This window comes from Syntrophobotulus glycolicus DSM 8271 (assembly GCF_000190635.1).
Taxonomy (GTDB): domain Bacteria; phylum Bacillota; class Desulfitobacteriia; order Desulfitobacteriales; family Syntrophobotulaceae; genus Syntrophobotulus; species Syntrophobotulus glycolicus.
On record NC_015172.1, the window covers coordinates 1,121,933 to 1,133,829 of the forward strand.

Sequence of the window (11,897 nt, forward strand, 5' to 3'; positions counted from 1 at the left end):
AATGTAATATATAAATATATTCTATGAACATGATTATAGGTATTCCAAAACCTCGGAGAAAGGGAGCGAAAGCATGGCCAAAAAAAATGTGGAAATCGGGAAAGCGACGGTTGCGGTTTCGTATGAAGTGGAACGGGGGAAAATCAAGGAGTTTGCCACAGCCCTGGGGGACAGCAACCCGGTTTACTTCAGCCGTGAAGAAGCGCGGAAGCAAGGCTATCGGGACATCATCGCGGCGCCGACCTTCGGCCTGCCTGTCAAACGCTGGGGAAGCGGTGTTTCGGACTACGGAGAGTATTGCAAAATGCTGGACATTGACCCCCAAATGGTTGTGCACGGCGAGCAGGAGTTTTTGTATTTCGGGGAAATCAATCCCGGCGATGTCTTGACCGGTCAGGAATACCTGACAGACCTCATTGAAAAGGACACCATGTACCTGCTTGTCTGCGAAACGAAATTTTACAATCAGGACGGGGCGCATGTCCTGACCAGCCGGTTTACGCAAATCGAACGCAAAAGAAAGGGAGTGTCATAATGGCGAACAGCAGTTTTCTTCAATCCGTCCAAGAGGGGGACACCTGGCCGGAGCTGGTGAAGCCGCCGGTAACCGCGGAGCAATGCGCCCGCTATTGCGGGGCTTCAGGAGATTTCAACCATCTTCATTATTCCGAGAAAGCGGCCAAGGCCGCCGGGTTCAGCGATGTGATCGTCCAGGGCGCTCTGGTGATGGGGATAATGGGCCAGGCGATCACCGATGTCGTGCCCAACAGGCTCCTGCGCCAGTTCAAGGTGCGCTTCGCCAAGGTTACCCGCCTCGGGGATCAAATCACCGTGCGCGGCCGGGTGACGAAAATAGAGCTGGTGGACGGGGAGCGGGTTTTGTTCGCGACCCTGGAGGCCACGGACCAGAACGGCGAAAAGAAAGCTTCGGGTGAATTTCAGCTCAGCCTGGCCGGTTAAGGCCGGTACCGGGGACCGCGCGGGGGCGGGAAAGACCGCCCCTTGCGAGCGGCCTCCCTGTCCGGCCCGTTTTTTTTGCGTGGCCGCGGCATTTCCGGGTATTCGGCACAATCTCCCGCGCAGAGCGCCTTCTCCTTTACTGGCTTTTGACCGCTCCCGCCTGGAGCATTTCCGCGATAGCCTGTTCGGAATAGCCCAGCTCCCGCAGAATTTCCACGGTATGCTCACCGAGCTTGGGGGCGGGATTGTAAGCCGTCTGGCCAAGGTTCCTGGACTGCAGGGGCGGGCGGATCAGACCGACGGTTTTGCCGCTGGGAAATTCCCTTTTTTCCAGCCAGCCATTGGCCCAAATCTGCTCGTCTGTGGCAATATCCTTAATATGGGCCAGGCGGGTGAAGGGGATGTCCCGCTCTTTGAGGACACCTGCCCAATGGGCGAAATCCTCTAAGATGAATTTTTCTTCAAAAGCGCGAATGATGGTCTCGCAGTTCCGCATGACCAGCACATCGCTGCCGAAGCGCTCGTCCCCGGTGAATTCCTCCAGGCCGAGGACCGCAAACAGATTTCCGATATGCTTCATGATCGGCGAGGCCGAGAGGGCAATCCATTCCCCGTCCCTGCACTGATAGGGCAGGATGGTGGGATTGGCGTCGGTGTACCTTTTCTTGGGAAGCTGATAGCCGTATTGGGTGGCGACAATCGCCTGCCCCTGCACCCAGCAGGCCGTACTGTAGAGCGAATTCATCACCCGGTCCCCTTTGCCGGTGCGCAGCTTGTTGATCAGGGCGGCGCAGATCCCGCCGAAGAGCGCGGTGCCGGTGATGGTGTCGCCCACCGCTCCCGGCGGATAAATGGGATACGAGCCGGGCACGTCAATACGCCAGCTGTTTAAGAAGCCGGAAGCGCTCCAGAAAGAGGTCTGGTCAAAGCCGGGATCATCGGCCCGGGGCCCGGTATCCCCATAGCCTGTGATGCAGGCGTAAATCAGGCCGGGAAAACGCTCCTTCAGACTGTCGTAGTCCAGGCCCATCTTCTTCATGGACCTTTCCCGCATATTGCTGATCAGGACATCGGTGTCCGCCAGCAGCCTGAAGAAAATCTCTCTTCCGGTTTCTGTCTTGATGTCGAGGGCAATATCCCGTTTGTTGGCGTTGAAAATTTCGAAAAGGGGCATTTCATCAGGCTGGACCGGGACATTGACCTGCTTGCCGAAAGAACGCATAAATTCGCCGTCCACGGTCTCGACCTTGATCACGCTGGCCCCCCAGTCGGCCAGGATACGGGCGCAGCCGGGACCGGCCACCACCTGCGAGAAGTCGATTACCTTGATCCCGTTTAAAGGCTTGTTGTTTTCCATCGTTTGAAACCTCCTCCTTAGGATTGGTTTGATGAGCCGTTCAGATACTTCTTCAATTCATGCTTCACGACTTTCCCGCTCGGATAATACGGAAGCTTTTCCATGAAAACGATTTTCTTGGGAACCTTATACGCGGCAATGTTGGCGCGGCAGTAGCGGAGGATCTCCTCTGCGGTAATGTCGGAGCCTTTTGCCCGCACCACAAAGGCGACCGGGACCTCGTTCCATACCGGGTCGCACATGCCGAGCACAGCCACCTGGGAAATCCGGCCCGTCAGGCCGCCGATGCAGCTCTCCACCTCCTTGGGGCAAATATTTTCTCCGCCGGAGATGATGAGATCGTATTTCCGGTCCACCACATAGAGAAAACCGAAGTGATCGAGATAGCCAATGTCTCCGGTATAATACCAGCCGTCGCGCAGGGCGCTCCGCGTGGCGCTTTCGTTGTTGCTGTAGCCTTTCATGACGGCCGGGGTCCTGACGATGATTTCGCCGAGCTTGCCCGGAGCGCAGCGGGTGCCGTCGCTTCGGATGATCCTGACCTCCATGCCGGCATTGGGCAGTCCGACGGAGTAGCGTCTCTGCCCTTGAGGGTCCTGGGGGCTGGGAAAGTGCCATTTCCAGGGAAGGATCGTCAGGGAACAGATCTCCGAGGTGCCGTAGATTTGCTCAAATTCACAGGAAAAGCACTTCAGGGCTTCATCGATGACGGCAGGCGGCATCGGCGCCCCGCCGTAGACGATTTTCCGGACCGCGGACAGGTCGTAATCGTTTAAGGCCCCGCTCTCCAGGACGCGGCTGATCAGCACGGGCTGGAGACTGAGGCGGGTGGCCCGGTACAGGGAGGCCGTGCGTAAAAAATCATGCAGATCAAAGTGGTCTTTTAAGATCAGGGTGCCGCCGGTGAGCAGGCAGATCACGGCGGAAAATCCGGAAATGTGGAAAAGGGGAGAGGCGGTCTGGTAGATTTCCGAAGCAGTCCAGGCGGCATTGTAGGCCAGGGACAGGGTATAATAAAGCAGCCCGCCGTGCGTGTGCAGAACCCCTTTGGGCAGTCCGGTGGTGCCTGTGGTAAAAAGCTCCAGGGCGATATCCCCGGGAGCGGCCTCCGCCAGGGGGAAATCCGCCGCCTGTTCCGCCATCAGGCTGCGCAGGGACGGTCCGTCCTGGGCGTCGTCCAGGGAAACAGATAAACTGCCGGGCGCGGCCGGCGGATTGGCGTTGGCATCGAAGAGAATGAGATGCATATCCTCACCCCGCACCACCCGGCCCAGCTCCTTCTGGGAAAGCCGGCAGTTCAAGACGCAGGGGATGGCCCCAAGCTTGAGACAGCCCAGCAGGGCCTGCAAATACAAATCGGAATTGCGGGCGGTGATGGCGACCCGTTTTTGCCGGGTGACACCGAGCGCCCGCAGGGCTGAGGCACAGCGGTTGATCCCGGCGTTTAACCGGGCATAGGTGTAGTGCTCTTCCCCGAAGATCAAAGCGGTCTTGTCCGGCCGCTCCAGGACCTGACGTTCAAACATCGACATCAAATTCATAGCAAATTCCCCATCTCTGTTTGGAAAAAATATAAGATTATTCATAGAATTGTATTCTATCAGTTCTAACCTTATTTTTGGCGATTATGTGTGAATTGTCAAGGGACTTTTGTTCATTTTCCGACAAATTTATGTCACCGCGGCCGCCGGCCGGGGAAAATTCCCGCCGGAGCGGGAGTTCGCGGCCGGGGAAAAAGTCGCAAAATGTTGAGAAGGAGAGCTTGACACGGGAGGAAATATCATTATGATTGAAGTGTCATCTCATCTGTTTTAAAGAGTAAAATACCGGGAACGGCCGGAGAATTTGGAGATTATTAGGACATGGCGACGAGAAAGGAACAGGCCTACGCCACCAAAACGCGCATTGTGAGGGCCACCCTGCAATTGCTGACGCGTATCCGGTATCAGGATCTGAAGGTAGCCGATATTTGCCGGGCTTCGGGTGTTTCCGTAGGGACGTTTTATCATTATTTCCCCACCAAGGACGCGGTATTGCTGGAAGGGGGGCTGCCGTTTGACCGGTGGCTGGAAAAACAGCTGAACTCCAAGAAAATTTTCAAAAATGTCAGTGATAAGCTGGAGTACTTTTCGGAAATGTACTTTTTCAATATGTTCAGCGTCGGCCTGAACGGTGTGGCGGCGACCTTCGTCTACCAGCTCAATGACGAGCGGGGAGATTTTCACAGTCAAAACCGCTATTTGTACACCAAATTATCCGAGATTTTGGAAGAGGGCTTTTCTTCCGGGGAATTCCAGAGCGATTATACGCCCAAGGAAATCAAACAGGCCATCATCAGCATGTACCGCGGCGTGACCTTCGACTGGTGCATAGAAAACGGCAGCTTCGACATCATCAGTGTCGGCAAACTGACAACCAAAATGCTGCTGGACGGTATGCTGAAAAACCGCGCGTCTTCCCTTTGACGGCTGACGCTTCTGTTCGCTTTCGAAAAACGGGAAGCGGATATGGTTCAGTATTCCGGGGTATCGTCGTTGCTATACAACGATCACGGCAGGTTCAATTTGAACCCTACTCCTTGAGTGGGAAAAACAGCGGCAATCAGCCGCTGTTTTTTCTTTGTCTTTATCTGATAAATCTATTGACATCAGCAGACAATAAGGGTAATCTAAAATCAATCATCGAATATGATTCTATGAATTATATTTTATTATTTGTCTGAAACAAAGTGCGGCAAAAAAGGGAGGTGAATCGTCGGTACGGCTTGCACTTTGCGGTTTCCTGTCAGCATCAAAACCTTGTAAAGCGAGAAAGGAGAGGGATAAAGAGATGAGTATGAACAAGAAAAAAGGAATGATCCTGATCATCGCCATTGCGATTGCGGCAATCTTTTTCATGATTTCTCCGTTTAAAGGTCTGGAAGCTCCGGCGATGCGCTACATGGGAATCTTTATTGGAATGATTATTATTCTTATTGCCAACGCTCTGCCCGACGCGGTGACCATTATTCTGGCCCTGACCGCGCTTACGGTCTTCCGGGTCGATACCCAGGCCGCGATTTGGAGTTCTTTCGGCGGAACGGTGGTCTGGCTGATGATTCCCGCTTTCGCGATCGGGACGGCGGTAGCCAAAACAGGACTGCTTTCCCGGATGGCCCTTTGGATTTTAAAGGCGTTTCCTTCCAAATACGGCGGACAGATTCTGGCCCAGATGATCTCGGGCATCATCATGTCCCCCCTGATTCCCAGCCAGAACGCCAAGGCCACCATTGTCACGCCTTATGCATTGTCGATGTGCCGGGAATTGGGGTACAAGAAAAGCTCCAAACCGGCGGTGGGCATTTTCCTGGCCATGTATACCACGGCGGTCACCCTGGGTGTCTGCTTCCTCAGCGGCTCGATCAATTCTTTTGTCATCCAGGGCTTTTTAACGGATGCCCAGAAGGCGCAGTTCGGCTGGGGCAACTGGTTCCTGGGCGCGCTGCCGAGCCTTGTCGTGATCCTCGTTTTGTTGTACCTCTATCTGTCCAGGGCCTATCAGCCCGGTAAGGACGAAATCAGCTTCAGTGATTCTCAGGAGTATGCCAGAAAACGTTTGGCGGAGATCGGCCCTTTAAGTAAAGACGAAAAAGTTGCCATCGTTGTCCTGGCCTTCACCCTGATCGGTTGGATGACCACGAAAATACACGGCCTGGACGCCTCCATGGTGGCGATGCTGGCCATGATCGCCTTTTTTGTACTCGGCCAGTTTACGATGACCGATTTCCAGAGCAAAATTCCCTGGAGCGCGGTGGTCTTTGTCGGCGGCATCAACGCGGTGGCCGGCATCCTGAGCGCCGTGGGCCTGAATAAGTGGATTGCCCTCAACCTCCAGCCGCTGACCAACCTGTTTACGACGAATGTGATTCTGGTGATCATCGCGGTCTGTGTGCTGGCCTTCCTGATGCGCATGGCGATCCTTTCCTTTGTGGTCGTCACAGCGGTGGTGGCTACGATCTTTACGCCGATTTGCGTGGCGATGGGCATCAGCCCCTGGATTCCGCTCTATGCCCAGATCATCATTGCCATGAACTGGAGTCTGAGCTTCACCAACTCCCAGATGATCACGGCCCTGGCCGCGGGCGGCGGCTCCGACCTGTTGGAATACCGCGATACCCAGAAGGCCTCTTATGTCTATTCGGCGATCGCCTTCGCCGGGATTCTGGTCAGCATTCCGTTCTGGAAGATGATGGGATTATGGTAAGGTGAACAATCCAGAAAATGATGGGGTTAGGGTCAGGTGACCAATCAATATAGAAAAAGGAATGGTGTTCTATGCTTGAACTAAAACGATATCTGCTCAATGAAGACCAGCAGGGAATCAAAGATCTGATCAATGATTTTGCCGTTAAAGAAATTATGCCCGCCGCCGAAAAGGCGGATATTACCGGGGAATTTCCCCTGGAAACCGTCAAAAAAGCAGCCAATCTCGGCTTTACTCTCCTCACCCTTCCCGAGGAATACGGCGGACTGGCCTGCAATTATTCCACCATTGCCGTAGCCAAGGAAGAGCTGGGACACGCCGACGTGGGCTTTGCCGCAACCTTAAGCGGGGCCATGCTGGGCACAATGCCCGTCAAGCTGGCCGGCGGCGAATATCACTGGAAAAAGGTGGCCGATGTCCTCACCGGCGGCGGCCTTACGGCCTTCGCCCTGACTGAACCGTCCGCGGGTTCCGATGCCGGAGCCTGCCGGACGACAGCGGTGAGATCAGGCGACGACTATATCCTGAACGGGCGCAAATGCTTTTGCACCAATGCCGCTTACGCCGATATTTTCACGGTGATCGCCTCAACCGACCGCAGCCAGGGGGCCAAGGGCCTGACCGCGTTTCTGGTCGATGCGGGCACACCGGGACTAACCATCGGCAAGGAAGAAAACAAAATGGGGGCGCGTTCCAGCAACACCTGTGATGTGGTGTTTGAGGATGTCAAAGTGCCGGCTAAAAATCGAATCGGCGAAGAAGGCAAGGGCTTTATCATCGCCATGAAAGCGCTCGGGATCGGACGGGCCTCAGCGGGGGCCACAGCAATCGGCAACGCCCGCTTCGCCCTGGAATACGCTCTGGATTACGCCACCAAACGCGTAACCTTCGGGAAACCGATCGCAGAGCAGCAAGGAATTCAGCACTTGCTGGCAGACATGTATATGCGCCTGGAAGCGGCCAGATCGCTCACCGCTTACGCCTGCCAGCTTGTGGACAACGGGATCGTGGACGCCGCCGTCAATTCCAGCGCCAAGGCCTTTGGCAGTGATACCGGAATGTCCGTCACGACGGACGCGGTGCAAATTCTCGGCGGTTATGGCTACAGCAAAGAGTACCCGCTGGAAAAACGGATGCGGGACGCCAAGATCATGCAAATTTGGGAAGGGACCAATCAGATTCAGCGCAACCTGATTGCCGGAAATCTGATTGCGCGGGCCAAATAGCCCGGTTCCAGCTCAAGGACGATAGGAGTGAATGACATTGGCAGAAGAAAAATTTCAGGTCATTATTATCGGAGCCGGAATGGCAGGAGCAGCGGCAGCTTACCGCCTGGCCAAAGCGGGGCGGGAGGTTCTGGTCGTCGACCGGGGAAGTGAACCGGGAGCCAAAAATATGACCGGCGGGCGGCTCTATACGTACGCTTTGGAGGAGTTAATGCCCGGAGAGTGGCTGAGCGCTCCTTTGGAACGGGAAGTGACACGGGAGATCCTGATGCTGATGACGCCCCAGGACAGTGTGGCGGTGGATACGATGCTGGGCGGCGCGAGCCGCCAGTCCTACTCCGTTTTAAGAGCCCGTTTCGACCCCTGGCTGGCGGCCAAAGCGGAAGAGGCCGGGGCGATGCTGATTCCCGGCAGCACGGTGGACGGGCTGATCCTGCGGGACGGAAAGGTCGCCGGCATTAAAACCGGGGGGGAAGAACTGGAGGCGGATCTGGTGATCAGCGCCGAAGGGGTCAATGCCCTGGTCGCCGAACGGGCCGGGCTGATCCGGCCGGTGCGCGCTCAGGATGTAGCCGTGGCTGCCAAGCATGTGATCAAACTTTCAGAGGAAATCATCAACGAACGTTTTAATACAGCCCCGGGCCAGGGCGCGGCAATCATGTGCGCCGGAGAATGTACCCGGGGGATCAGCGGCGGGGCCTTCCTTTACACCAATAAAGACAGCATCTCCCTGGGGCTGGTGGTCGATTCCAAGGGCTGGAAAGAGGCCAAAATGCCCCTGGCGGAAGTCGCGGAAAATCTGAAGCAGCACCCCGCGCTGGCCAGATATATCGAAGGGGGCGAGCTGGTGGAATACTCGGCTCACCTGGTGCCGGAGGGCGGTTATCCGTCCCTGCCCCAGCTCTATGGGGACGGGTTCCTCCTGGCCGGGGACGCCGCGGGCCTGGTGGTGAACAGAGGGTTTACGGTGCGCGGGATGGATTATGCCATTTTGTCCGGGATCGCGGCGGCCGAAACCGCCAATGAAGCGATCGAAGCGGGAGATTACAGCCGCCGCACCCTGCAAAGCTATGAAGCAAGGCTGCAAAAACTCGTGCTCAAGGATTTGGAAACCTTAAAGAACAGTCATGATTACCTCGCCCATACCCGGCATTTATTTACCACCTATCCGGCCCTGGCCGCCGGGCTGATGAAGAATCTTTATCAAGTGGACGGCCAGCCGGCGAAAAAGGTCACCGGCCTGCTCAAGGAAAGCATCCGGGGCAAACTGCCTTATTTTGATGTCTTCAAAGATATCCTCAAAGGGGGTCGATCGTTGTGAAAAGCCTAGCGATAGATGACCGTCTGGCCAGGAACCGTTTCGACAGCGACGATCACAATGCCCATATTCTTGTGGACAGAGAAGCCTGCCGGACCTGCGCCCACCGGGCCTGCACCTACAGCTGTCCGGCTGAGCGGTATAAGTGGGACACGGTCAGCGATAAGATGAGCTTTGACCATGTCGGCTGTTTGGAATGCGGAAACTGCCGGCTGGTCTGTGAGCGGCTGAACGGGAGCATACCCGGCTATTCCTGGAATTATCCGGTTCAGGGAATGGGCATTATTTTTCGGGAAGGCTGAGCAAGATCACGTGAAAACTGGAGGGATGAAAATATGGAAATCCTTGTTTGTGTAAAACAGGTGCCGGATACGGCCGAGCTGAAGGCCGATCCAAGCGGCACCAGTCTGAATAAAGACGGTGTGCCAAACATTGTGAACCCTTTCGATAAAAACGCGCTGGAAGCGGCTGTCCAGCTGAAGGAAGCGCACGGCGGACGGGTCACGGTCCTCAGTCTGGGACCGGACCAGGCCAAAGCGGCCTTGAAGGAGTGTGTTTCGGTCGGGGCTGATGAAGCGGTGCTGGTCAATGATCCGGCCTTTGCGGGATCGGATGCCTATGCGACCGCTCATATCCTGGCCGCGGCGGCCGGAGCACTGGGCGCCTTTGACCTGGTGATTTGCGGGAAACAGACCCTGGACGGCAGCGGGGGCCAAGTCGGTCCTGAATTGGCCGAACAGCTGGGGATTCCCCACGTCACATCCGTATCCAAAATCGAGGCGGCCGGGGAGACGCTCCGTGTTCACCGGGAAACCGATGAAGGGGACGAAGTTCTTGAAACCGGATTTCCCGCGCTGGTCACGGTTGGAAAATCCATCAATGAGCCTCGTTTTCCGTCCATTAAGAGTAAAATGGCGGCCAATAAAGCGGTTATCCGGGTTTTGACCGGGGCCGATCTGCCCGGGCTGGATCAGACCAAGGTCGGGGCGGCAGGCTCTCCGGTCAAGATCCTCAAAGAATACCTGCCGGCCAAGAGACAGGCCGGTCTGAAAATTAAAGAGGCGACCAATCAAGACTCGGCACTGAAGCTGGTTGACCATTTAGTGCAGGCAAAGCTTATTTAGGAGGGCCAGAGAATGAGCAATACAGAATATAAAAATATCTGGGTTCTGATCGAAGCGGCCCAGGGAAAAGTCAGAAATGTCAGCCTGGAGCTGATCGGCCGGGGGAAAACGCTGGCTGCGGCCGGCAATGAAAAGCTCGTGGCGGTGGTGATCGGTGAAGAGACAGACAGCACAGGCCAAACGGCCGCCGCTTATGGCGCCGATGAAGTGATATTCGTCACCGGTGACGAATATCGGGCCTACACCCCGGACGCCTATACCCATGCTCTCGTGAAGCTGGCGGAAAAATATCAGCCCGCGGTGATCCTGATCGGGGCGACCCTGAACGGCAAAGACCTGGCGGCAAGAACCGCCGCCAGACTGCAAACAGGCTCAGTCGCCGACTGTCTGGCGGTGGAAGCCGGGGAAAGCGGCGAGATCATCTGGACAAGGGAAATCCTGGGCGGCAAAGCCCTGCAGCAGGCCGTTATCTCCACAAGGCCGCAAATCGGGACGGTCAGGCCCGGCGTCTATCCGAAAGGCCAGCCGGACGACACCCGCTCCGCCGCGGTCATCAGGGAAGATATCCGGATAGCGGCGGCGGAAATCCGCACCAGGCTGGTTGATTTCATCAAAACAGCGGGGAGCGCCGGCCCTAAACTGGAAGAAGCCGGGATCGTCGTTTCAGGAGGAGCCGGACTGCAAAAGCCGGAGAATTTCTCCCTGATCAAAGAATTGGCAGAGGCCTTGGGTGCTGCCGTAGGCGCGTCCAGAGCGGCTGTGGATGCCGGCTGGGCTCCCCCGACCCAACAGGTCGGTCAATCCGGCAAAATCATCGGCCCTGATCTCTATATCGCCTGCGGGATTTCCGGAGCGGCCCAGCACTTGGCGGGGATACACTCGGCCAAGGTGATTGTGGCGATCAATAAAGACCCCGAGGCCCCGATATTCGAGGTTGCCGATTATGGCGTGGTCGGAGATTTATTTGAAGTGCTTCCGGCGCTGACGGAAGAAATCCGGAAAATCAAAACAACCTAAAGCGGGCCGCTGAGCTGAAAAGCTGGTTTTACACCGGCCGGCGCCCGAAGCGTGATGCGGAAAGAGTTTTTGGAACCCCTGTTCTGAAAACTCTTTTCTAATGGGCTGCGGCCCCGGAAAAGGAGAATGATTTAGCGGCTGGTTGAAGCATAATTTAGCGGATATCTTTGTTGCGATTTAGCGGACGGAGTGGTAAACTTAAGCCATGGCCTGGCATAATCGGGGAAAACACGATCGCCGGGCTTCGTTTTGTATCCGATTATGTATCCCTGATCGCCGAGGTAGATTTGAGCAGGGTTTCCGATAAGCGCCGGGACCCGTACAAAGTAACGAGGCTGTTACAGTCGCTGGCCCGGAATATCTCGACCGAGGCGACCTTAACGGCGATAGGATCATTACCGTGATTCGCGCGGACTGGAGATCGACGCAATCGTGGAGTATCCGGACGGAAGATGGGGAGCGTTCGAAATCAAACTCGGCATGGGCGCGGTCGACGAGGCCGCGAATAATCTTATGAAATTTGCGGCAAAAATAGATACGGAAAAGACGACAGAGCCTGTTGCGCTTACGGTCATAACAGGAAACGGGTTCGCGTACCGCAGACCGGATGGTGTCAATGTTGTGCCGGTATCGGTACTGACTGCTTAGCTGTG

The 11,897-nt window shown here is 55.9% G+C and carries 13 protein-coding genes; 11 read left to right on the plus strand and 2 right to left on the minus strand.

The window, feature by feature from the left end:
• Positions 1 to 73 precede the first annotated feature (73 nt).
• Together SGLY_RS05675 and SGLY_RS05680 are read left to right on the plus strand one after the other, a co-directional pair.
• Entirely contained in the window at positions 74 to 535 is a 462-nt protein-coding gene (locus SGLY_RS05675) for an FAS1-like dehydratase domain-containing protein (protein WP_013624321.1), read from the plus strand.
• Complete coding sequence (locus SGLY_RS05680; protein WP_013624322.1) at positions 535 to 960, plus strand: MaoC/PaaZ C-terminal domain-containing protein; 426 nt, start codon at positions 535 to 537, stop codon at positions 958 to 960. The genes SGLY_RS05675 and SGLY_RS05680 overlap by 1 nt, the downstream gene beginning before the upstream one ends.
• A gap of 136 nt (positions 961 to 1,096) precedes the next feature.
• Here SGLY_RS05680 and SGLY_RS05685 read toward each other — a convergent pair whose 3' ends face one another.
• Positions 1,097 to 2,317, minus strand: a complete 1,221-nt coding sequence (locus SGLY_RS05685) for a CaiB/BaiF CoA transferase family protein (protein WP_013624323.1) — start codon at positions 2,315 to 2,317, stop codon at positions 1,097 to 1,099.
• A 17-nt stretch (positions 2,318 to 2,334) separates the two neighbouring features.
• Complete coding sequence (locus tag SGLY_RS05690; protein WP_013624324.1) at positions 2,335 to 3,858, minus strand: class I adenylate-forming enzyme family protein; 1,524 nt, start codon at positions 3,856 to 3,858, stop codon at positions 2,335 to 2,337.
• Positions 3,859 to 4,179: 321 nt separating this feature from the next.
• Here SGLY_RS05690 and SGLY_RS05695 point away from each other — a divergent pair, with 321 nt between their 5' ends.
• From SGLY_RS05695 to SGLY_RS05730, 9 genes are all read left to right on the plus strand, one after another.
• Positions 4,180 to 4,782: a TetR/AcrR family transcriptional regulator gene (locus tag SGLY_RS05695; protein ID WP_013624325.1), complete on the plus strand. Its 603-nt coding sequence runs from the start codon at positions 4,180 to 4,182 to the stop codon at positions 4,780 to 4,782.
• Positions 4,783 to 5,146: 364 nt separating this feature from the next.
• Entirely contained in the window at positions 5,147 to 6,559 is a 1,413-nt protein-coding gene (locus SGLY_RS05700; protein ID WP_013624326.1) for an SLC13 family permease, read from the plus strand.
• A gap of 71 nt (positions 6,560 to 6,630) precedes the next feature.
• Positions 6,631 to 7,785 carry an acyl-CoA dehydrogenase family protein gene (locus SGLY_RS05705; protein ID WP_013624327.1) on the plus strand — a complete coding sequence of 385 codons (1,155 nt, stop codon included), beginning with the start codon at positions 6,631 to 6,633 and terminating at the stop codon, positions 7,783 to 7,785.
• Between the two features lie 31 nt (positions 7,786 to 7,816).
• The gene (locus tag SGLY_RS05710) at positions 7,817 to 9,106 is read left to right on the plus strand and encodes an FAD-dependent oxidoreductase (protein ID WP_427916604.1); all 1,290 of its coding nucleotides are present in this window, start codon (positions 7,817 to 7,819) and stop codon (positions 9,104 to 9,106) included.
• A complete protein-coding gene (locus tag SGLY_RS05715) occupies positions 9,103 to 9,405 on the plus strand; it encodes a ferredoxin family protein (RefSeq protein WP_013624329.1) in 303 nt (100 codons plus the stop codon). Before SGLY_RS05710 ends, SGLY_RS05715 begins: the two co-directional genes overlap by 4 nt.
• A gap of 33 nt (positions 9,406 to 9,438) precedes the next feature.
• Positions 9,439 to 10,227 (plus strand): electron transfer flavoprotein subunit beta/FixA family protein, encoded by a 789-nt coding sequence (locus SGLY_RS05720; protein ID WP_013624330.1) that lies wholly within the window; start codon positions 9,439 to 9,441, stop codon positions 10,225 to 10,227.
• Between the two features lie 12 nt (positions 10,228 to 10,239).
• Entirely contained in the window at positions 10,240 to 11,244 is a 1,005-nt protein-coding gene (locus tag SGLY_RS05725) for an electron transfer flavoprotein subunit alpha/FixB family protein (RefSeq protein WP_013624331.1), read from the plus strand.
• Between the two features lie 170 nt (positions 11,245 to 11,414).
• Positions 11,415 to 11,648 (plus strand): hypothetical protein, encoded by a 234-nt coding sequence (locus SGLY_RS17850; RefSeq protein WP_148228077.1) that lies wholly within the window; start codon positions 11,415 to 11,417, stop codon positions 11,646 to 11,648.
• A 28-nt stretch (positions 11,649 to 11,676) separates the two neighbouring features.
• Positions 11,677 to 11,892 carry a hypothetical protein gene (locus tag SGLY_RS05730; RefSeq protein WP_041444683.1) on the plus strand — a complete coding sequence of 72 codons (216 nt, stop codon included), beginning with the start codon at positions 11,677 to 11,679 and terminating at the stop codon, positions 11,890 to 11,892.
• Positions 11,893 to 11,897: the final 5 nt, after the last annotated feature.